A 21,450-nucleotide genomic window follows, 5' to 3' on the forward strand; every position below is an offset into this window, starting at 1 on the left:
CAAAGCCAGCTGGATTTAGCACGGTGATAAAATCAGTATCGTTGAATAGTCAGTTTTATGGGCTAGATCAAAGATCTGTTTGTATCTCATACTCAATAAAGAATAGAGCTTGCATGTGTGAACTACATTCAGTATATATAGCATATGCTACAAACGAGGTGTTACATGGCAAGACCTAAAATCCCCCGAACTATATGCGGCCAAGCTGCCAACATCTGTTTTAAGCCCAATGGTATTCCGATGACGCAGTTAGAACAGGTACCACTTGCAGAGGATGAAATGGAGGCTTTACGCTTAGTTGATTTACTGGGGATGCAACAACAAGAAGCAGCTAAATCAATGAATATTTCTCGTCAAACGTTGGCGAACTTGGTTAAAGGAGCTAGGCATAAGGTGGTTGATAGTCTTATTAATGGCAAAGCGTTGATGACAAATAATATCAGCTGAAGATTAAACACAGTTAACACGTATCGACGTGTTTAGGTCAATCTAATGCAAGCAGTATTGAAAGAATCTGGTCTCAAAATAACCACTCAAAGGTGTAAGTTACTTGAGTTTCTTACTCAAACCGATGAACAGCATTTAACGGTAGAAAATATCTATCAAGGGTTAAATGCACAGGGAGAGACCATTAGCCTTCATACTGTAGACCGAATTATGGCGCATTTTGAACAAGCAGGCCTCGTCGTAGGCCGATTATTTGAATCTAAAAATACTGTTTATGAGCTCAGTAATAAACCACGTCATGATCATCTAATTTGCTTAACCTGTGGCAAGTTAATCGATTTTATCGACCCCTTAATTGAGCTTCGCTTAGGATTAGCGGCAGAACATCACGGCATGAGTATTCACCACCTCAGCCTCAATATGTACGGTCACTGCTTTGCTTGCCAAAAAGCACTTAATAGCAAATCAGAAAACAAAAAGTCTGATTGATAGTCGCTAGGTTAATCGTTAATTTTATTGGAGAATAGCATGACCAAAATAGTCATTATTGGTGGTGTTGCTGGTGGTGCATCGGCAGCAGCAAGAGCAAAACGCGTATCTGAAGCCGCTGAAATAATCATCCTTGAAAGGGGCGAATTTGTTTCATTTGCCAACTGTGGTTTGCCTTACCATATTAGTGGTGAAATTGAATCCCGAGACGCACTATTACTGCAAACACCCGAAAGCTTTAAGTCGCGTTTTAATGTCGATGTACGGGTACATAATGAAGTCGTGGCGATTGATAGACAAGCCAAGCAATTAACCGTACGTAACCTTATGACCAATGAAATGTATCAAGAGTCATATGAAAAGCTATTACTCAGCCCCGGTGCATCACCAATAAAACCACCCATTAGCGGCAACAATAACCATTTCGTCCATAGCCTGCGTAATATTCCTGATATGGATAAAATCCTGTCGAATCTTCTACTGCATAAACCTAAACATGCCACGGTAGTAGGCGGTGGGTTTATTGGCTTAGAAATGGTAGAAGCGCTGCGCCACCTTGGGTTAGACGTCACCTTACTCGAACTAGCAGACCAAGTGATGGGGCCTGTTGATCTTGAAATGGCCAACATGCTGCATCAAAAACTGGTTGATAATGGCGTTGATTTACGCTTAAAAACCGGCTTAACCGCTGTTGATGAATACCCGATACAACTGGCTGAAGCCGATAATACCGGTGATTATGATAAGCCAATATTACCTCACTACCATCTGCAACTAGCATTGAGTGATAACAACACCTTAGCAACCGATTTAGTCATCCTCGCCATTGGTGTTAAACCTGAGACCAGCTTGGCGTCTGAGTGCGGTTTAGTATTAGGCCCACTCGGTGGTATTCGGGTTGACGAAGGCATGCGAACCTCCGATGCAGATATTTATGCTGTGGGCGATGCCATCGAAACCGCCGATTTTGTTACTGGTAATCCGACACTCATCCCCCTTGCGGGCCCTGCCAACCGCCAAGGACGATTAGCTGCCGATAACATGCTTGGTGGTGATAAAAAATATCGTGCCACTCAAGGCACAGCTATTTGTAAGTTGTTTGATATGGCCATTGCTTCAACAGGATTAAATGAGAAAAGTTTACTCAAGCAAAATATCCCATTTGAAAAAATCTATGTCCACACAGCAAGCCACGCCAGCTATTATCCTGGGGCTCACCCTATTAGCTTAAAGCTATTGTTCTGCCCTAGTTCAGGCCGTATTTTAGGCGCGCAGGCAGCAGGGATTGACGGCGTTGATAAACGTATGGACGTATTAGCCGTGGCGCAACGCGCTGGTATGACGGTGCATGACTTAGCCGATCTTGAACTCACATACGCGCCTCCATTTGGTTCTGCAAGAGATGTGGTCAATCAAGCAGGTATGGTCGCAGCCAATGTATTATTAGGTGATGAAGCCATATGTCACACTCGAGATTTACACGCTTTGACCGCAGAACAAATCATTGTCGATGTTCGAAACCCTGGAGAACTCACGGCCGTGGGATCAATTGCAGGCGCAATGAATATTCCACTGCCAGAGCTTCGAGACCGACTAAACGAACTCCCTAAAGACAAAGAGTTACTGGTATTTTGCCAGGTGGGTTTACGCGGTCATGTCGCTTATCGCATGTTAATACAGCATGGTTTTAAAGTGCGTAACCTCACTGGTGGTTATAAAACCTACCAAATGGTTAATGCGCGCTTTTAAAGCATTGCTGGGATTTATACTCATCAATAAATAAGGTCTTGTGTGAACCGTTATCAAGAGAGCAAACAAAGCCACAGTCAATGTGTTGTCTGTGGCGACGCTAAACAAAATCCATTGTCGTTACAGTGTAAATTTTTTGCTAACGGTGACAATCAAGTGGTTGGTTATCATAAAGTGAGTCCGCAGCTTCAAGGCTACAACAGTTTCTTGCATGGCGGCGTTGCCAGTGCCTTAGTCGATGCGGCGATGACTCATTGTTTGCTGATGCAAGGTATTAAGGCCTTAACCGCCGAAATGACCATCCGCTTTATTGCCCCCATAAAGGTTGGTGATGCCATCAAAATTGTCGGTCGATTGGTGAGCCAACGTTTAGGGATGTACCAATTAGAAGCTGCGCTCTTTGTTAACAATAAAGCTTTCGTGACAGCATCGGCAAAGTTTATCCAACCTAAAAGTGGCGTCATCGGCTAGCGTTTTTTGCAAGCAGCAAATTAACCAGTACGAGACAAATTTCCAGTTAATTTTAGTCAAAAAAAACCAGCCCGAAAGCTGGTTTTGATTATTCCTCAGTGTCAGCTACTGCCAACCTATGCCATTACGCTTGTGGGCGCATCGCTGGGAATAAAATCACGTCACGAATAGTATGCGTGTTAGTGAATAGCATCACTAAACGGTCGATACCAATACCTTGACCTGCTGTTGGTGGTAAACCGTGCTCTAGTGCTGTGATGTAGTCAGCGTCATAGAACATTGCTTCGTCATCGCCTGCATCTTTAGCATCAACTTGCGCTTTAAAGCGGTTGTCTTGATCTTCAGCATCGTTGAGCTCACTAAAGCCGTTAGCCACTTCGCGGCCACCGATAAAGAACTCAAAACGATCGGTAATGAAGTCATTGTTATCATTGCGACGCGCCAAAGGTGAAATATCCGCTGGGTAACCAGTAATGAACGTAGGTTGCATTAACTTAGTTTCAGCCGTTTCACCGAAAATTTCTTCAAGTAACTGACCACACGTCCAGAATTTTTCTAGCTTGATGCCTAAGCTCGATGCTAAATCGCGCATAAACTCTACGTCTTTAACTTGCTCGTAGGTCATAGCTTGAATAGTCGCATTGTCAGGATTATATTTCTGAATCGCTTCTAACATGCTTAAACGTGCATAAGCGCCACCAAACTCAACAGTTTCTTCACCATAAGGCATGCTAGTACTGCCTAATAATTCTTGAGCAATTGACCCCAGCATTTCTTCGGTTAAGTCCATTAGGTCTTTGTAATCAGCATATGCCATATAGAATTCCATCATGGTGAATTCTGGGTTATGACGTGGTGACAAACCTTCGTTACGGAAGTTACGGTTAATTTCGAACACACGCTCAAAACCACCAACCACTAAACGCTTAAGGTACAGCTCTGGCGCGATACGTAAGTACATCGCCATGTCTAATGCATTGTGATGCGTTACAAATGGACGTGCTGAAGCGCCACCAGGAATAACGTGCATCATTGGGGTTTCAACTTCCATGAACTCTTTTTTGACCATAAAGTTACGGATTGCGGCAACCACTTTAGAACGCATAATAAAGGCATTGCGCGAATCTTCGTTAACGATCAAATCAACGTAACGCTGACGATAACGCGTTTCTTGGTCGGTTAAACCATGGAATTTTTCAGGTAATGGACGCAGTGCTTTAGTCAGCAACTGGTATTCTTCCATGTTGACGTACAAGTCGCCCTTGCCAGATAAATGCAGCTGACCTTTAACACCAATGATGTCACCGATGTCTAAACCTTGATAACGCTCTTTTAAATCGCCTTGTACTGGCTTACCAGCATAAGCTTGAATACGGCCAGACACGTCTTGAATCACTAAAAACGGACCACGCTTGGCCATAACACGGCCAGCAATACTTGTTTGAAAAGCTAACGCTTCTAGCGCTTCTTTGGTTTGCTCGCCATATTGAGCCTGTAACTCAGCCGCTTTATGACTACGCTGCCATGTATTTGGATGAGCATTCGCAGGACAGTTGGTGCGGATGTGGTCTAATTTAGCGCGACGTTCAGCAATCAGTTTGTTTTCATCTTGTACGTGTTCAGTCATATTATATTCTCGCGTTTACTCGCCACACTTACATGGCGGAAAAAGTTAATTTAATTAAAGTCCTGATTTTAGGCTGGCTTCAATAAACTTATCTAAATCACCATCCAGCACAGTTTGAGTGTTGCGGTTCTCAACCCCTGTACGTAAATCTTTGATACGGGCGTCATCTAATACGTATGAACGAATTTGACTGCCCCAGCCGATATCTGATTTTGCATCTTCAGCAGCTTGTTTATCGGCATTTTGTTTATGCATTTCTAACTCGTACAACTTCGCCTTTAATTGCTTAAAAGCAGAGTCACGGTTTTTATGTTGCGAGCGATCGTTTTGACATTGCACCACAGTGTTGGTTGGTAAATGTGTAATACGTATCGCAGAATCGGTTTTGTTGACGTGCTGACCACCCGCGCCAGAAGCACGGTAAGTGTCGATACGTAAATCTGATGGATTGATATCGATTTCAATATCATCATCAATTTCAGGGTAAACGAAAACAGAACAGAAAGAAGTATGACGTTTACCTGATGAATCAAATGGCGATTTACGTACTAAACGGTGCACACCCGTCTCTGTTCGCATCCAACCAAAAGCGTACTCACCAGTGAACTTAATCGTAGCACCCTTAATACCTGCCACATCGCCGTCGGTCACTTCCATTAACTCTGGGCTATAACCATGCGCGTCACCCCAGCGTAAATACATGCGCAGAACCATATTGGCCCAGTCTTGTGCTTCGGTGCCGCCTGAACCAGATTGAATATCAAGATAACAGTTTGAAGCATCACTCTTACCAGAAAACATGCGGCGGAATTCGAGATCAGCCAGACGAGTGTCTAACTCCTCAAGTTCTGCGGCAGCATCATTAAAGGTTTCTTCGTCATCTTCTTCAATGGCAAGCTCAAGTAACCCTTGGATGTCTTCTAGACCCGTGTCCATATCATCAATGGTTTTGACCACAACCACTAACGCAGCACGCTCTTTACCTAATGCTTGAGCACGTTCAGGCTCATTCCACACTTCAGGGCTTTCAAGCTCGCGACTGACTTCTTCTAAACGCTCACTTTTGGCAGCGTAGTCAAAGATACCCCCGAAGTAACTCAGTACGTTCGGCTAGCTCTTTAATTTTGAATTTTACCGGATTAACTTCAAACATGAATATTCAACTTAAATTTGGCGGTTAACAAAAGGTGCAACGGCGTATTTTACCCCATGATAGGCACTAAACCTAGACCGGAAGGCCGATTATTAATAAACAAATGACGAATATATTTCATCAAATCAACATCTGGAAAAACGCTTACCCACGAATGAATAGAATAAATGGACCGCTTATAATGTTAAAGTTTGCTTCAACAAATATAGGTTCAAATTTAGGCTCTGGTGTAGATTAAAAATTGGACTAAAAAAAATGAACCGCTTCGGGTTCATTTTTAATTACCTACCAAGTAAACATTATATTTTAAATTGACCCACTAATTCCGCTAACGTCTGACCATCATCAGCAACGGTTTTACTCATACCGGACGCATCTTGACTGGCCACCAATAACGTATTAACAATCTCTTGCACTGAATTGATATTGCGATTGATTTCTTCGGTCACTGAGCTTTGTTCAGTAGCCGCGGTGGCAATTTGAGTACTCATGTCATTAATGCTGGTTACTGATGATGTCACGGCACCTAAACTTTCAGAAATCGCTCTAGAAGACTCCACCGAACTCAAACAACTCACCTGACTTTCTTCCATAGTTTGTACCGTTTGAGTCACTAGCTTATTCAGTTCTGCCAGCATTTCATTAATTTCAACCGTACTGGCTTGGGTTCGACTAGCCAAGTTTCTCACTTCATCAGCAACAACCGCAAAACCCCGACCTTGCTCGCCCGCTCGGGCTGCTTCGATTGCCGCATTGAGTGCCAGTAAATTAGTTTGGTCAGCAATCCCACCTATCACACTCAGCACTGAATTAATTTTCTTAGATTGTTCACTTAATGATTTGACGTTGGCCGCAGCGTTGTCAATTTGGTTCATTAAATTAGACACTTCCGTTAATGAGGTATCGACACAATCTTGCGCTTTCGTGACGTTATCAGAGGCAGCATGCGTGGCTTCAGCTACCATATTAGTATTGTGGGCCACGTCATGCGCCGTCGCCGACATTTCGGTGATCGCGGTGACAATTTGGTCAATTTCATTATTGTGATTGTAGAGTTGCTCTGTCATTGACACTGTTTGGCCACTGATACTTTGAGCCGCATGCTTAACCCTGTCGGTCGCACCAGCCACATCACCCATAATATGTTGTAATTTGTCGATGAACAGATTGAATGCGCTGCCTAATTGGCCAATCTCATCCTCACTGGTGATATCTAAACGTTTGGTTAAATCACCTTCACCTTTAGCGATATCATTAAGCGATGACGCCATATTTTGAATTGGCACCACCATTTTATGGGCCATCACTACCACGCCAAAAGCAGTAATCCCCGTAAGACCTAAAGCAATTAATAGAAACATGAATGCTTTTTGATTCATCTCTTCAGTTTTATAGGTTTCATACCCGCCAATAGACTCTTCAATATCATCAATATAAGCGCCCGAGCCTAACATCCAATTGGTATTAGGGATCATTACTGCGAAACCGAGTTTTTCAACAAGCTGCTCGCTACCCGGTTTCTTGAAGTAAAAGGAAAAATTACCCGCACCCGATTTAGCCGCATCTAATAGCCCAACAATAATCTTGGTGCCATTAGGATCGGTCATATCGATTTTATTTTGCCCTTCAAGTTCAGGCATAGTCGCATGAAAAATATTGACGCCGGCATCATCATACATAAAAAAATACCCTGCACTGCCAAAACGTAAATCTCTTAATGCATCATTCACGCTGCCTTTATCACCCAGAGCCAACTGGTATTCGATAACCCCTTGGGCAATTTGAACCGATTCTTTTAGTTGATTTTTACGTTCTGAAATTAACTCACTGCGAAAATTATCAACATCTTTTTTCAGCGATGAGCCTTCATTAACATAAAAAATACTCAGTAGTACGACGAGGATTAACGAAAGCGGAATTAGCGATAACCCCAGTAGTTTATTGCGTAGGGAAGATCTCAACATAGTGGCCAGCCTTTTGAAGGTCTTTTAAGGTAATAGTCTATCAATATAATAGTCTATTTATTATAGATGGTTAAGCTAACAAACTATTGCAACTCAATAAAGTGAGACCTATCGCAAAGTCATCCAATATAATAACCTTTTTACAACATTGTCAATCCACTGCCCATTGCTGCAAATCCTATTACCAACCATACAAGACCGGGCTTAAAGACTTTTAATATACTAAAACCAATGATCACTAATGCCATGTCTAGCGGCATGATCACCGCACTAGTAAACACAGGTTGATAAAGTGCTGAAAGCAATAAACCAACAACGGCTGCATTTACCCCCGCTAACGCACCGGCTATGGCAGGATGTTGGCTAATAGAATGCCAACTTTTTAAGCCCACCAGCATCAATAAAAAACCTGGAAGGAAAATAGCTAACGTCGCCACTAACGCACCCAAAATAGGAGATTCTAACCATAAATCTGCCCCTAAAAAGGTTGCTAAGGTAAACATAGGGCCAGGAATGGCTTGCGCAAGTGCATAGCCAGTTAAAAATCGATCTGGGGTAATGTATTCACCGACACTGGTTTCAAGCAAGGGCAATACCACATGCCCACCGCCAAATACTAAACTGCCCACTTGGAAGAATTGCGCAAAAATCTGTCCAAGACTGTCAGGTTGATTGATCAAATATAAAGATGCTGCGATGCCTATAATAAATAACGCTAACCAAGCATAATTAAGCTCGATAGCAGGTGTGTCTGGCGTAATACGCTCACCCCGAGTCATCAACATGACTCCAACAATAGCGGCCACAACTAGTACGCCAATTTGCATTAATAATGAAGGCATTAATATGACAGCAACGGCGGTGGCAGCCATGAGTATTTTAGCGGTTTTTCGTTGACAGAATTGATTGAACATTGACAAAGTCGCATCCGCTACGACCACCACTGCCAGTAGCTTTAAGCCATGAATAGCCCCCTCTACGGCCGTTATCTCCAACCATTGAGCACTGGTCACAGCAAATAAAAACATCAGTAAAAAAGACGGCAAGGTAAAACCTAAAAAGGCGGCTAATCCGCCCAATAAACCACCTCGGTGATATCCAATTGCAAACCCTATCTGGCTTGAGCCTGGCCCAGGCATAAACTGACTCAGGGCGATAAAACTTGAATATTGTTTACCGTCTAGCCATTGTAAGTCGTCAACAAATGCTTTTCTAAAATAGCCTATGTGAGCCGCAGGGCCACCGAAACTGATTAACCCTAACGCTAAAAAGCGACTGAAAATTTGCCACATCGTCCTAGTACCTTTTTTATGTTAATAAACAATGTTATGACATTGAGATGACATTTTTATGATGACAATATATACCACAACCTAACAGCTACCTTTGTTCGATATAACCTATAATTTAGCGACACCAAACGAGTACTTAATTTCGATTATAAAACACCTTAATTGATAGCAAAGACTATTACAGCTGTTCTAGCATAACCAGTACTTCAAAATGATCGGTATGAGGAAACATATCAAACATTTGAACTTTGGTGATTTGATAACCCGTAATGCACTCTAAATCGCTCATTAAGGTGTGTGGATTACAACTAGAGTACACGATTGCTTTAGGCGCAAACTCACTCAATAAATCGCATAATGATTTGCCTAATCCACGCCGAGGTGGATTGACAATAATAAGATCCGGTTTATCTTGAGCAGATTGTCCTTTAGCAAAATGAGTTGAATCGAGTGCACTAAAATCCACTTGCGTAAGCCCTAGTTTGGTTGCTGACAAGATGGCACATTCTATTGCTTCAGATTCGATCTCAATTCCAGTTAAACGGGTATTGCTGTTAGCGCAATGAAGCCCAAATCCACCGACACCACAAAATAAGTCCCAAATATAGTTCGGTTTGAATTCAGTAACCCACTCCCTCGCTATTTGATACAACTGGGCGGCAACCTCCGGATTAGTTTGAAAAAAGCTTTTTGGCCGTATGAACAACGGTACATTATTAAGTTGTTCTTCTAATCGTGTTGTTTCCGTTAAAAATATTTCCCTTTCGCCTTCTAGAATAGCCATGTGGATTGGCTGAATATTGGCCGAGACTAAGGTGATTTCGGGAAACTCTTGTAATAATTGGGGTAATTCTCGTTCAATTCTCACGATGGCTTGGTCACTACGTAATACAAAACGCAGCATAAACTGGCCACTACTTTGGCTGCGAGTCAATAAAATAAATTTTAGCTCGCCTTTGCTTTTATCGACCCGATAAGGCGGTATACCAGCTTGCTGCACAAATCGTTCTAAACGGTGTAACAATAATTGCATATCTTTAGGGTATAACGAGCAGTCACATAAACTGACCGGCTCCCCTTTAGGATTAACCAAACCTAAAATAGGTTTGTGAGCTGCACCTAAAACGACCATTTTGGCTTTATTACGAAAACCTGATTCTGCGCTTAATATTGGCGCTAACCATTGTTTAACTGAGATGCCGCGAAACAAATCGGTTAATTGTTGTTGCTTTACACTCACTTGCTCAACCATAGGTAGTTGAATATTGCGGCATGACAGACAATCGCCACGCTCAAAATAATCACATTTCACAGCTGCTCGCCTCTCCGGAATTTAACATGGTAAATGCTTGATCACACAGTTGCTTTAATTGTTGTAAGTTTTCAATAGTGCCACCTACTTTACAACGCATCTGTTCAGGAATACTCAACGCTTGCTGATGTAATTGCTGGCCTTGCTCAGTAACATGTAACACCCGCACGCGTTCATCTAACTCACTGCGACCACGGCTCACTAAGCCCTTGCCTTCTAAACGCTTTAGCAAGGGCGTTAACGTTCCAGAATCTAGATGTAATTTTTCACCTAAGGTTTTAACACTAATCCCCGGCTCTTTCCAAAGTACCATCATCACTAAATACTGAGGATAAGTCAGCGATAACTCATCTAATAATGGTCGATATGCGCGGATCATCGCATTAGTCGCACTATACAATGAAAAACACACTTGATTTTCAAGTGCTAGCGGGTTTTGCGCTGAAGGTAATTGAGACTCAGTAAGCGCTTTATTAGACATAGGCTTCACTCCACTAACCAATAATATGAGTTAATTATAACATTGGTTGTGCGCAACCTATAATCAAAAAAAGCTCAACGAATGCTTTTTAGCAAAAATGTGTCAAGCATTTTGATTTTCAGCCGATATACTATTACCATCCGACTTTATATTAAGGTTAACCATGTCAATTAGTGTTAATTCACCGTCTTCAATGCCAACAACGATTGATTCTGGCAGCAGCTTAAAAGTGGCCGTAATGGCTAAAGAACAGCAAAAGATTGAAGGTCAAATGGCATTGCAGCTCATTGAAGCAGCGCAACCACCTGCGCCGCAGCCCGTTGGCAACAGTGGTCACAATGTTAATACCACGGCGTAAATGCTTATAGCCCTAGAGAATCTGTTCCTAGGGTTAATCATGCCATCACAACGGTAAAGATCTAGGCATCATTCGAGATAAACATACCTTGAACATCGTATTAGTATCGAAGCCATTTCAACGCATCATCTTCATCGTCGAAATATTTTATCTCGCCCGCAATAAACCAACTACCGACTTTGGCCGCCCATTCTTGCCAATCTCTATTGCCCAAAATCGCCACTCTTTCAAACTCAGATTTGTGCTTTAACCCCAGCTTTAAATCATCCCACGCGGCGCGTAAATCCCAGCCGTCGAGCTCGGTAGCATCGAGAAATAAACTCACTTTAGGTTGATCAACTTGGCTTAATGCCCCCTCTAGCATAGGGGTAATGACGAGATAGTCTTCGTGGGTTAATGTGCCAATGGCTTTTAATGTCACAAAAAACACATTTTCAATTCGGTTTATGCCTATCGATAAACCATGTTTCTTCATATCCATATCGTGACTCCTTTAACTATCAGCTTACTATCCGTTTACCATCCGCTTACACATTTACATGCACACGGCTATCCATAAAGCTTATGCATGATTATATTTTAACCAACCATACAATGAAGTGTGTGCCGGACTGCACAAAAAACTAATGGGAAATTAAAATTGAGGTTTATCTGCATCATATTCAGAGCATCATTTTGGTAAAAAATACCGCGTTATAAATAATCGCAAAATACCTTTTTTTATCCGAAATCGGCGAAATGATGCACTGTTATGAATGGGTTATCCGACGGCCATCGTCTTTAGATAATTGCGAAAATATCACTGCGGCTAACATTGTCATAAGACCAACGGTAACGAACGTCAGTTGGAAAGCGCCAAGTACTGTTCCCCCTGTACCGCTGCCGACATCGGTACTGAAGCCACCGAGCAAAGCACCTGCACACGCAACCCCTAAACTTAATGATAATTGACCTACTACCGACAATAGACTGTTACCGCTACTGGCATTAACATCATCAAGATCTATTAAGGTCACGGCATTCATGGCCGTAAATTGTAACGAGTTAATCGCGCCAAGAATCGCCAACAGAGCTAATAGCAACCAGTAAGGAGTTTGTTCGCTAACCAAGCCCATGGTCGCCAGCATAACGCCAAGCGCCAAAGTATTCGCGGTAAGCACTACTCGATAACCTAAGCGTTCGATAATCGGTCGAGCCACTGATTTGGCCATTATTGCTGCAGCGGCCAGCGGCAGCATACTCATTCCAGCCTGAGATGGTGAATAACCCAGTGCAACTTGCAGCAACAACGGCACCAAGAATGGCAATGCACCACTGCCCAAACGCGCAAACAGATTACCAAAAAGACCAATAGCAAATGTTTTGGTGTTGAATAGCGATGGCGAAAACAGTGGATTACTAATACGACCAGCCCGCAGCCAATATGCTATCAAACACGCCATACCACCAAATAACAGCAACATCACCCGTAAGTGCGGCAAGTGCAGTTCGCCGAGTCCTTCCATAGCGATGGTGATCAATAACATCGCAGCCCCAAACAACAAAAATCCGAAGCTATCGAAACGTGATTTTTCCTTACCACGCAGATCTGGAATGAACTTCCACACCGCATAACAACCGACTACACCGACAGGCAGATTGATCAAAAAGATCCAATGCCATGTCAAGTATTGCACCATCCAACCGCCCATCGTTGGACCAAGCAGTGGCCCCAGTAAACCGGGGATGGTGATAAAGCCCATAATCCGTACCAATTCCGAACGTGGATATGCCCGCAGCACTACAAGTCGGCCGACTGGCAACATTAAAGCACCACCTAACCCTTGTACCACCCGAGCACCAATCAACATGTCTAATGAATTGGACAATGCACAAAGCAATGATCCAAAGCTGAACAATAAGATCGCACCAAAGAAGATTTTTTTGGTGCCAAAGCGATCAGCGATCCAGCCAGAAGCAGGGATCAGCAATGCCACGGTGAGCATGTAAGCGATAATCACGCCTTGCATACGCAGCGGGTCTTCATTTAAATCACTGGCCATAGCGGGTAATGCAGTATTAAGGATCGTTCCATCGAGTGACTGCATGAAAAAAGCAATGGCAACAACCCAGGGCAACCCGCGGGCAGTATCTGCATCAAGAACTTGGTTATCGGACATGGAACCTCCTTTTACCACAGCAGTGTAGCGACCCCAAGTAGCGCAAACAACACAGCACAACCGCGATGAATCAGTTTCATGGGCAATTTGTTAGCACTAAAATGCCCAGCCAGCACAACGGGGACATTAGCAATTAACATTCCCAATGTCGTGCCGATGACAACCCATGTCAGTGCTTGGTATTTTGCCGCTAAGACTACTGTCGCAATTTGAGTTTTATCCCCTATTTCAGCAATAAAAAACAAAATAAACGTCGCAGTAAAAGCACCGAGTTTATAGAAGCGATTATCATCATCATCCATTTTATCGGGTATCAGCACCCATAGTGCAATAGCAAAAAATGACCCGGCCACCAGATAGGTCGCCCATTGTGGATCAATCCACGTAATGGCCCATTGACCTAACCATGCAGCAAGAAAATGATTTAATAATGTGGCGAACAAAATGCCTGAGATTATAGCGGTTTTATTGCTAAATCTCACCGCGAGCAGTAAGGCTAATAATTGAGTTTTGTCGCCTATTTCAGCGATGGCAACAGTAAGAGTTGAGGCGAATAAAGCTTCCAATGTGATATTCCTAGGGGTAAATGACAACTAAGCACGAGCCACCGCATACCCCTTGATGCAGTTACTGTGCTTAGGTCTCGCTTGGTAAAATCACTGATTAACAGTGTGTTACTGTCTGCACCATGGCGTGAGGCCAATTATGTTGATACAGACATCTTGTGTGCCATAACAGCAAGACAAGATTAGCTACTCCCCTAAAACAAGTCGCATTATAACGATTAAATAATTTTATTCAACGCACTCATTTTACATTGTAAATTCGACATATAAATAACCTTACCCTAATCGTAACGCCGTAATGCTACGCTATTGCAATAATCACGTGTAAAAAAGTTTGGTCTATTGTTGTGTAATTGTTTATAAACATAGCTGTTAGCCTTTAACAGTCAAAGATCCTTGCCTGCTCTGTCACCCTTCTGCTAATGTCCGACACAAATAAAATAATAATTAAACAGGACGTTTTCTGTGAATTTTAAAACTTTAGGTTCTATTTCGATTGTCGCGGGAACGGCAATTGGCGGAGGCATGCTAGCGCTACCATTAGCAACAGCAGCTTTGGGGATGATCCCCGCATTAATCTTATTAGTGGTTATTTGGGGTTTATCGGCTTACACCTCGTTACTGATGTTAGAAATTAATCTTCATAGTGGTGTCGGCGATAACGTCCATGCCATTACCGGTAAAACACTGGGCAAAGTCGGCCAGCTCATTCAAGGTGGCTCATTCCTTAGCTTATTATTCGCCTTAACCATGGTGTATCTAATGGGAGGGTCATCGCTATTAGAAACCCGTTTACAACCCATCGGCATTAACATGAGCAACCAAGTCGCCGTCATACTGTTTACGGTTATTTTTGGTGGCTTGATTGCCATTGGTGTTAAATGGATTGATAAAGTATCACGTATTTTATTTACTTCTATGGTGGTGCTGCTGGTCATTGTGGTGGCATTTCTATTACCAGACGTTAATTTAATCAGTGCATTAAACAATTATTCAACCGATGTGGCTTCGGGCACCGCCCTGCAACAATTATGGTTAGCAGCCATCCCAGTGGTATTCACTTCATTTGGTTTCCATGTGTGTATTGCCACCATTGTGCGCTACTTAGAAGGTGATGCTGCATCACTTAGAAAAGTGTTATTAATAGGCTCGACCATTCCACTGGTTTGTTACATCCTGTGGTTGCTCGTAACGCTAGGTTCTTTAGGCGGCGAAACAGTTCATAGCTTTGGTGGTTCACTGCCTAAACTGGTTGCTGCTTTGCAAGGCTTAGCCCAGTCACACATTATCAGCCAAGCAATTGATCTGTTTGCCAACCTTGCATTGGTGACCTCATTTTTAGGTGTCACCATGAGCCTATTTGATTATGTCGCCGAACTGACCCGAGCTAAAGATGACGCTGTTGGTCGTGCTAAAACATGGTTGATAACCTTTATACCGCCGCTGTTATGTGCGCTTTACTACCCAGACGGATTTTTCAAAGTGCTTGGTTTTGCAGCCATTCCATTAGTGGTGATGATTATCTATTTACCCATTGCGATGGCATTAAAGCAACGCGCGCAGAAAATGGGCGGATATCAAGTGTCTGGTGGCACATTGGGGCTTATCGCCGCAGGATTACTGGGCACATTAATTGTTGTGGCGCAGTTGATGGTGGCATTAGCCTAAATCGGATGACTGATAAAGTGGATTTGTAAGCGAGTTTTTCAAACGCTGTTAAGATAGTAAAACATTTGTTAAAGTCAGGCTTAGCCTGACTTTTTTGTTTTTATGGTCCGACGTTTTTATAGTCCGCCAACACTGACCTAGATGATTAAACAAGAAATCGACACGACTTACGGCAATATTGATTACCCGTGAACACCCCAAATGGAATTATTATAATGAAAAAATGGTTATTAACTGTCGCTATGGCAGCCAGCTTTGGCGCTGCGGCAGATGAAGGTATGTGGCAACCACATCAACTTCCCGCAATGGCTGATGAACTTAAAGCAAAAGGCTTAGAAATAAGCGCTGATTCAATTTCAAAATTAACCGAATTCCCAATGAATGCCGTTATCAGCCTGGGTGGTTGTACCGCATCATTTGTGTCGCCAAAAGGCTTAGTGGTTACCAACCATCACTGTGCCTATGGCTCAATTCAGTACAACTCCACCCCAGAAAAAAACCTCCTTAAAGACGGATTTTTAGCCAAAACTTACGCAGAAGAATTACCTGCGACACCTGGTTCACGTATTTTTGTAACTGAAGCGGTAACCAATGTTACTGATAAAGTTAAAGCAAACCAGATGGATAAAGTGGGTAATGAGTTTTATAAAGGTATAGAACTACAAGAAAAAACCTTAGTTGCTGAATGTGAAAAAGAAGATGGTTACCGTTGCCAGGTGTATAGTTTCCATGGCGGCCTAGAATATTATCTTGTTAAGCAGTTAGAAATTCGTGACGTACGTTTAGCCTATAACCCAGCCGCTAGCGTGGGCAAATACGGCGGTGATATCGATAACTGGATGTGGCCTCGTCATACTGGAGACTTCTCATTTTATCGTGCTTACGTATCTAAAGACGGCAAGCCTGCCGATTTTAGCAAAGACAATGTACCGTACGAGCCAAAAAGCTTTTTAAAAGTATCAGCTAAAGGCGTTAGCGATGGCGACTTTGTGATGGTTGCTGGCTATCCTGGCCGTACCAACCGTTACCGCACAGCCGATGAAGTTAACAATCAGTTTAATTGGGCTTATCCAGAAGGCAAAGTCCTACAAGAGCGCATGATTAGCATCATCAAAGAAACAGCTTCTGAAGGCAGCGACGAACGGATTAAATACGAAAGCTTGATTGCTGGTTTAGCTAATTATGCTAAAAACTTTACCTCGATGATTGAGTATTATGGAAAATCAACCATGCTCGCTGATCGTGAGAAAATAGAAAGCGATTTAGCAAACTGGATTGGTAAAGATAAAAAACGCCAACAGCAATATGGCGAAACACTATCAAGCTTAGAAAAGTTAGTGGCAAAGAGTCAGCAAAATCAGCAACGTGACATTTTATTAGGTTACATCGGTTACACCACTATGGTCACTACCGCACGTGATTTGTATCGCTTAGCTAATGAGAAAACCTTAGCTGATATGGCACGTGAACCAGGCTACCAACAACGTGACATGACCAACTTCACTTCAAGCATGGAACGGATTGATCGCCGTTATGCTGCCAGTGTCGATAAAGCCCTGCTAGCCGATTTACTGACACGTTATGCTGCACTACCTGCAGAGCAGCATTTAGCCGCTTTAGATAAAGCCTTTGGTATTAGCAGCAAGTTCGATGCTAAAGCATTAGCTAAAACACTCGATAAAATGTACGCCAACACCAAGCTAAACAATAAAGAAACTCGCTTAGCATGGATGAACAAATCGGTTGCCGACTTTAAAGCATCTAACGACCCATTCATTCAATTTGCAGTACAAACCTATGATGCTGACATGGCGCGCGAAAAAGAGCAAAAGCAATTAGAAGGTGACTTAATGAAAGTACGTCCACAATATATGGACGCTATCATTGCCTACAATCGCGAGTTAGGAAAACCTGTTTATGCTGATGCAAACTCAAGCCTGCGTGTAACGGTAGGTAACGTGAAAGGTTATTCTCCACAGGATGGTTTAGTGGCGGTGCCTTTTACCCGCTTAGAAGGCATTTTAGCCAAAGACACTGGTGTTGATCCTTTCGATGCGCCAGCTAAACAACTTGAGCTGATTAAACAAAAGCAATACGGCGATTACTACGTCAAAGCGGTTGACTCTGTACCGGTTAACTTCTTATCTACCCTAGACACAACGGGTGGTAACTCAGGCTCACCCACCTTAAACGGTCGTGCTGAACTAGTGGGTTTACTGTTTGATGGTGTGTACGAAAGTATCATTGGAGACTGGGGATACGACTCACAAAGTAACCGTTCTATCCAAGTAGACAGCCGCTACATGCTATGGGTAATGCAGTATTTAGATAATGCTGACAACTTATTAGCTGAAATGGAAATCGTTAGATAACGTTCAGTTTACTGCACGTTTAAGACTCAATAACTCTGCGGTCGTTAATGGCCGCATTGTTTTTTCTGCAAGCTCATCAATACGTATATCTAATAATTGTGTTCGCATTAAATCAATCACTTTGTAACCTAATGCTTTGCACATACGGCGTATTTGCCGATTTAATCCTTGGGTTAATACAATCTCAAACCTGTCTTCTGCACTCGCCAGGCTCAATGGCCGAACTTCGCATGGTCGAGTTTGCACATCGCCATAACTGACACCCTTTGTCATCATCGATAGAAAACTAGCACTAATTGGCTTATCAACTTGGACCACGTATGTCTTAGGATGATAATAATCGGGATGCATGAGCGCTTGCGTTAATTGACCATCATTAGTGAGTAGTAGCAAACCACGAGAATCTTTATCCAAACGCCCTGCAGGATACAACCTTGGTAACTCAGGTAATACATGCAGTAAGCTGTGAGGATCATCAACTAATAAACGGCAATCCATTCCAACAGGCTTATGATATAGCCAATACTGTTTATCTTGCACAGCAAGGATCGGTTTATCGTCTACTAGAATTGTCTCGATTTCGCAAAGGTTAACTCGATCAGTGTGTTTAGCTAATTGATGATTAATACTCACTCGACCACTGTCGATAAGCCGTGCAGCTTGGCGTCTTGACGCCACACCACACACCGCCAAATAATGACTTAATCGCATTGATGTCATAGATTTAATCGCATTGATGTCATAGATTTAATCGCATTGATGTCATAGATTTAATCGCATTGATGTCATAGATTTAATCGCATTGATGTCATAGATAGTACTCAAGCAAGAATAAATAGACGTTAACGGGTTTCGAGAAATTGATACACACTATGTTGTTGAGTTTTAATGGTTGTCAGTAGGCTTAACCCAAGGCAAATACACCATAGAATATTCGCTTGCGTTAATGTCCACATGGCTGAAGACACAATACAATACTGAGGTAAATCCGTTGAGCACTCGGTAAAATCCAGCTGACTCCAATCGAACAACGTTAATAATAATAACCCACTACACAGTGAAATAATGCTCAAACTAAGCATTCGCTTGGTCATCGTGCTGCCAGGTTTAAAGTAATCAAGTAGGCAAATACAATGCAAAAAAATAGTACTGAATAAATAAAGCGTCGACGCTTTACGGTGTAAGTCTAGAAAGTTAATCGGAAACACACCCATTAACACAATACTCACACCCACTACGCCACCAATAATGGCGATGTAGCGGCTCAGTAAATCAGGGAAAGTATTAAACACCGCCACCATGGCGAGTAAGAAGCATGAGCCACCTGCTAATAGTGATAAATTGAACACGATTGCAAACGACGAATGCATATAATCGCCAAGTGTATCGGGGCGGATCATCAACATGTCCAAATTGATGCCGTCGGCTTGCACGATTAACGCACTTCCTACACCAAAAGAGCAGATTACAGCCGCAGCCAATGACATAAATACAATCACTAGGTGTAAATCATAATTACGGACTCTATCTGTCACTGAACGATACTTATGTCAAAAATGGGATGAGAATGTTAACGCGGAAAGCCAAAAAGTAAAAGCCGATAATCACATAACCAAAAAACTAAACCTAAGCCGAAACTTAAACAAAAACTTAAACAAAAACTTAAACCAAAAACTTAAACCAAAAACTTAAACCAAAAATAAAAATAAAAATGCCCAATCGTTACTGACTGGGCATTGGTTGCAATAGTGGCTAAATCGTCACCTTAACCTTAATCTTGTTAACCTTAGCGACAGTGTGATTTACCCTGTAGCCAATTTAATTACGTTGACGCAATATTACAATTATCACCGCTACAACGGCCAAAATCATACAGTACCAAGCATTAGACACTGCAGTTAATGGGCTGATGGTAAACACCGAGGCAATTAATAATGCTTGGGCACCATGTGGAATTAATCCCTGAATAATACATGCAAAGATATCTAAAATACTCGCAGCTCGTTTTGGCGATACCCCATGTTTTTCAGCAAGCTCTTTAGCAATGTCACCGGTGACCACTATCGATACTGTATTGTTAGCAACACAGGTATTAGTGGCGGCAACAATCGCTGCCATGCCTAACTCTGCCGCACGACTTGATGCTTCGCCATTGGCTTTTGAAAAGCGACTGATTAAACCTTCAATTTGCTTACTGACAAAAGTTAATCCGCCTTGTTGCTGCATTAACGCCGCTAAACCACCGACTAACATCGACAGAATAAAAATTTCCTGCATATTAGTAAAACCAGTATAAATATCATTACCAAATTGAATAACGCTATAACCCGAGCTCAGCACGCCTGTCATGCCAGCAAGTACAATCCCTAACGACAACACTACAAAGACGTTTAAACCGATCACAGCTAACACCAGAATGGTTAAATACGGTAATACTTTTAATATTTCGATGTCCTGAGCTGCAATATCCGCTTGTCCTTGACCTACAATCGAAAAAGCAATCAAGGTGAGGATCGCCGCCGGTATCGAAAAGACTAAGTTTTCACGGAACTTGTCTTTCATTTCACAACCTTGAGTACGTGTTGCCGCAATCGTGGTATCAGAAATAATCGATAAGTTGTCTCCAAATAATGCACCAGACATCACCGCACCCGCCATTAAGGCATAATCAATTTGTGCTTGGTCTGCGACACCTAGTGCCACTGGTGCTACCGCCGCGATGGTGCCCATAGATGTACCCATTGAGGTCGCGATAAAAGCGGCAATAACAAAGAAACCTGGCAATAATAAATTTGATGGGATAAACGATAAACCAAGCGCAACGGTGGCATCAACGCCACCAGTGGCTTTAGCCACTGCAGCAAATGCGCCTGCCAATAAATAAATTAAACACATGGCTATAATATTGCTATGGCCAATACCTTCAATAAAGGTTTCTATCGCACTATTTATTTTCTGTTTCGACAACAAAACTGCCAACACGATGGCAGGGAGAATCGCAATCACACTGGGTAATTGATAGAACGCATAATCAACACCTTGGCTTTGAAAATATAAGCCTGCGCCAATAAATAATCCTAAAAACAAAAATAACGGTAATAACGCCACAAACGATGCCGGGCTGTTTCCTGCTGTGGTAACTGATGAAGTAGCTTTGGTCAAAATGATCTCTCTTTATCTTAACGAATAGGGATTGTTGGATGAGAAAAGCGAGTACGACACAATCTCGGTCATCGGTGATTATTTAACAACAGATTCAAAGGTGCTAAATATTGCAGTCACATCATAACAAGTTGTGCCAAGAATAAGAGAACTGTTCGCCGCTGTCAATCTAGACGTCTA

Annotated in this window: 19 protein-coding genes and 1 riboswitch; of the genes, 7 read left to right on the plus strand and 12 right to left on the minus strand. The window is 42.5% G+C overall.

Annotation, left to right across the window (positions count from 1 at the left end; genetic code table 11):
- Positions 1 to 165: 165 nt before the first annotated feature.
- The 4 genes from CXF88_RS06850 to CXF88_RS06865 are packed head-to-tail and all read left to right on the plus strand — an operon-like array spanning position 166 to position 3,156.
- A complete protein-coding gene (locus tag CXF88_RS06850) occupies positions 166 to 447 on the plus strand; it encodes a DUF134 domain-containing protein (RefSeq protein WP_059747677.1) in 282 nt (93 codons plus the stop codon).
- 45 nt (positions 448 to 492) lie between these two features.
- On the plus strand, positions 493 to 936 hold the full coding sequence (locus tag CXF88_RS06855; protein ID WP_101086151.1) for a transcriptional repressor: 444 nt from the start codon (positions 493 to 495) through the stop codon (positions 934 to 936).
- 39 nt (positions 937 to 975) lie between these two features.
- A complete protein-coding gene (locus tag CXF88_RS06860) occupies positions 976 to 2,685 on the plus strand; it encodes an FAD-dependent oxidoreductase (RefSeq protein WP_101086152.1) in 1,710 nt (569 codons plus the stop codon).
- A 42-nt stretch (positions 2,686 to 2,727) separates the two neighbouring features.
- Positions 2,728 to 3,156 (plus strand): PaaI family thioesterase, encoded by a 429-nt coding sequence (locus tag CXF88_RS06865; protein WP_101086153.1) that lies wholly within the window; start codon positions 2,728 to 2,730, stop codon positions 3,154 to 3,156.
- A 124-nt stretch (positions 3,157 to 3,280) separates the two neighbouring features.
- On the opposite strand, the gene lysS is transcribed toward CXF88_RS06865, so the two are convergent.
- The 6 genes from lysS to CXF88_RS06895 all read right to left on the minus strand — a co-directional run bounded on the left by lysS (position 3,281) and on the right by CXF88_RS06895 (position 10,985).
- Positions 3,281 to 4,783, minus strand: coding sequence for a lysine--tRNA ligase (lysS, locus tag CXF88_RS06870; protein WP_101086154.1), 1,503 nt, complete (start codon positions 4,781 to 4,783; stop codon positions 3,281 to 3,283).
- Between the two features lie 54 nt (positions 4,784 to 4,837).
- Positions 4,838 to 5,936, minus strand: a protein-coding gene (prfB, locus tag CXF88_RS06875) for a peptide chain release factor 2 (RefSeq protein ID WP_162022282.1) whose coding sequence is annotated in 2 segments (ribosomal slippage) — positions 4,838 to 5,860 and positions 5,862 to 5,936 — 1,098 coding nt in all. Because the reading frame shifts where the segments join, the coding sequence is not laid out codon by codon here.
- A gap of 299 nt (positions 5,937 to 6,235) precedes the next feature.
- Positions 6,236 to 7,900 carry a methyl-accepting chemotaxis protein gene (locus CXF88_RS06880; protein WP_101086156.1) on the minus strand — a complete coding sequence of 555 codons (1,665 nt, stop codon included), beginning with the start codon at positions 7,898 to 7,900 and terminating at the stop codon, positions 6,236 to 6,238.
- Between the two features lie 140 nt (positions 7,901 to 8,040).
- Positions 8,041 to 9,192 (minus strand): chromate efflux transporter, encoded by a 1,152-nt coding sequence (chrA, locus tag CXF88_RS06885; protein WP_101086157.1) that lies wholly within the window; start codon positions 9,190 to 9,192, stop codon positions 8,041 to 8,043.
- Between the two features lie 178 nt (positions 9,193 to 9,370).
- Complete coding sequence (gene rlmC, locus CXF88_RS06890; RefSeq protein ID WP_101086158.1) at positions 9,371 to 10,504, minus strand: 23S rRNA (uracil(747)-C(5))-methyltransferase RlmC; 1,134 nt, start codon at positions 10,502 to 10,504, stop codon at positions 9,371 to 9,373.
- Positions 10,494 to 10,985: a MarR family transcriptional regulator gene (locus CXF88_RS06895; protein ID WP_101086159.1), complete on the minus strand. Its 492-nt coding sequence runs from the start codon at positions 10,983 to 10,985 to the stop codon at positions 10,494 to 10,496. The genes rlmC and CXF88_RS06895 overlap by 11 nt, the downstream gene beginning before the upstream one ends.
- Before the next feature lie 163 nt (positions 10,986 to 11,148).
- Between CXF88_RS06895 and CXF88_RS06900 the strand changes: the two genes are divergently transcribed.
- Positions 11,149 to 11,343 (plus strand): cytoplasmic protein, encoded by a 195-nt coding sequence (locus CXF88_RS06900; protein WP_101086160.1) that lies wholly within the window; start codon positions 11,149 to 11,151, stop codon positions 11,341 to 11,343.
- Between the two features lie 100 nt (positions 11,344 to 11,443).
- Here the strand turns inward: CXF88_RS06900 and CXF88_RS06905 are convergent, their stop codons facing one another.
- The 3 genes from CXF88_RS06905 to CXF88_RS06915 form a co-directional block, all read right to left on the minus strand.
- A complete protein-coding gene (locus CXF88_RS06905; RefSeq protein WP_182743555.1) occupies positions 11,444 to 11,824 on the minus strand; it encodes an STAS/SEC14 domain-containing protein in 381 nt (126 codons plus the stop codon).
- 268 nt (positions 11,825 to 12,092) lie between these two features.
- Positions 12,093 to 13,502, minus strand: coding sequence for a multidrug transporter subunit MdtD (gene mdtD, locus CXF88_RS06910; RefSeq protein ID WP_101086161.1), 1,410 nt, complete (start codon positions 13,500 to 13,502; stop codon positions 12,093 to 12,095).
- 11 nt (positions 13,503 to 13,513) lie between these two features.
- Positions 13,514 to 14,068 carry a TMEM165/GDT1 family protein gene (locus tag CXF88_RS06915; RefSeq protein ID WP_101086162.1) on the minus strand — a complete coding sequence of 185 codons (555 nt, stop codon included), beginning with the start codon at positions 14,066 to 14,068 and terminating at the stop codon, positions 13,514 to 13,516.
- Positions 14,069 to 14,164: 96 nt separating this feature from the next.
- Positions 14,165 to 14,275, minus strand: a riboswitch (yybP-ykoY riboswitch).
- 258 nt (positions 14,276 to 14,533) lie between these two features.
- Here CXF88_RS06915 and CXF88_RS06920 point away from each other — a divergent pair.
- Positions 14,534 to 15,736, plus strand: coding sequence for an aromatic amino acid transport family protein (locus CXF88_RS06920; protein WP_101086163.1), 1,203 nt, complete (start codon positions 14,534 to 14,536; stop codon positions 15,734 to 15,736).
- A 215-nt stretch (positions 15,737 to 15,951) separates the two neighbouring features.
- Positions 15,952 to 18,108: a S46 family peptidase gene (locus tag CXF88_RS06925; RefSeq protein ID WP_101086164.1), complete on the plus strand. Its 2,157-nt coding sequence runs from the start codon at positions 15,952 to 15,954 to the stop codon at positions 18,106 to 18,108.
- Positions 18,109 to 18,111: 3 nt separating this feature from the next.
- Here the strand turns inward: CXF88_RS06925 and CXF88_RS06930 are convergent, their stop codons facing one another.
- The 3 genes from CXF88_RS06930 to CXF88_RS06940 all read right to left on the minus strand — a co-directional run bounded on the left by CXF88_RS06930 (position 18,112) and on the right by CXF88_RS06940 (position 21,270).
- Positions 18,112 to 18,819, minus strand: coding sequence for a 23S rRNA pseudouridine(2604) synthase RluF (locus CXF88_RS06930; RefSeq protein WP_192115790.1), 708 nt, complete (start codon positions 18,817 to 18,819; stop codon positions 18,112 to 18,114).
- 131 nt (positions 18,820 to 18,950) lie between these two features.
- Entirely contained in the window at positions 18,951 to 19,643 is a 693-nt protein-coding gene (locus tag CXF88_RS06935; protein ID WP_157822783.1) for a hypothetical protein, read from the minus strand.
- Between the two features lie 283 nt (positions 19,644 to 19,926).
- The gene (locus CXF88_RS06940; RefSeq protein WP_101086167.1) at positions 19,927 to 21,270 is read right to left on the minus strand and encodes a Na+/H+ antiporter NhaC family protein; all 1,344 of its coding nucleotides are present in this window, start codon (positions 21,268 to 21,270) and stop codon (positions 19,927 to 19,929) included.
- Between the last annotated feature and the right edge of the window lie 180 nt (positions 21,271 to 21,450).

It is taken from the genome of Shewanella sp. ALD9 (genome assembly GCF_002836315.1).
Lineage (GTDB): Bacteria > Pseudomonadota > Gammaproteobacteria > Enterobacterales > Shewanellaceae > Shewanella.

Bases quoted from the DNA above. Each gene is read 5' to 3' on its own strand.
- CXF88_RS06880 (WP_101086156.1), bottom strand. From the start codon at position 7,900: ATGTTGAGATCTTCCCTACGCAATAAACTACTGGGGTTATCGCTAATT.
- lysS (WP_101086154.1), bottom strand. From the start codon at position 4,783: ATGACTGAACACGTACAAGATGAAAACAAACTGATTGCTGAACGTCGC.
- CXF88_RS06900 (WP_101086160.1), top strand. From the start codon at position 11,149: ATGTCAATTAGTGTTAATTCACCGTCTTCAATGCCAACAACGATTGAT.
- CXF88_RS06930 (WP_192115790.1), bottom strand. From the start codon at position 18,819: ATGCGATTAAGTCATTATTTGGCGGTGTGTGGTGTGGCGTCAAGACGC.
- mdtD (WP_101086161.1), bottom strand. From the start codon at position 13,502: ATGTCCGATAACCAAGTTCTTGATGCAGATACTGCCCGCGGGTTGCCC.
- CXF88_RS06860 (WP_101086152.1), top strand. From the start codon at position 976: ATGACCAAAATAGTCATTATTGGTGGTGTTGCTGGTGGTGCATCGGCA.
- CXF88_RS06925 (WP_101086164.1), top strand. From the start codon at position 15,952: ATGAAAAAATGGTTATTAACTGTCGCTATGGCAGCCAGCTTTGGCGCT.
- CXF88_RS06850 (WP_059747677.1), top strand. From the start codon at position 166: ATGGCAAGACCTAAAATCCCCCGAACTATATGCGGCCAAGCTGCCAAC.
- CXF88_RS06905 (WP_182743555.1), bottom strand. From the start codon at position 11,824: ATGGATATGAAGAAACATGGTTTATCGATAGGCATAAACCGAATTGAA.
- chrA (WP_101086157.1), bottom strand. From the start codon at position 9,192: ATGTGGCAAATTTTCAGTCGCTTTTTAGCGTTAGGGTTAATCAGTTTC.
- CXF88_RS06895 (WP_101086159.1), bottom strand. From the start codon at position 10,985: ATGTCTAATAAAGCGCTTACTGAGTCTCAATTACCTTCAGCGCAAAAC.
- CXF88_RS06855 (WP_101086151.1), top strand. From the start codon at position 493: ATGCAAGCAGTATTGAAAGAATCTGGTCTCAAAATAACCACTCAAAGG.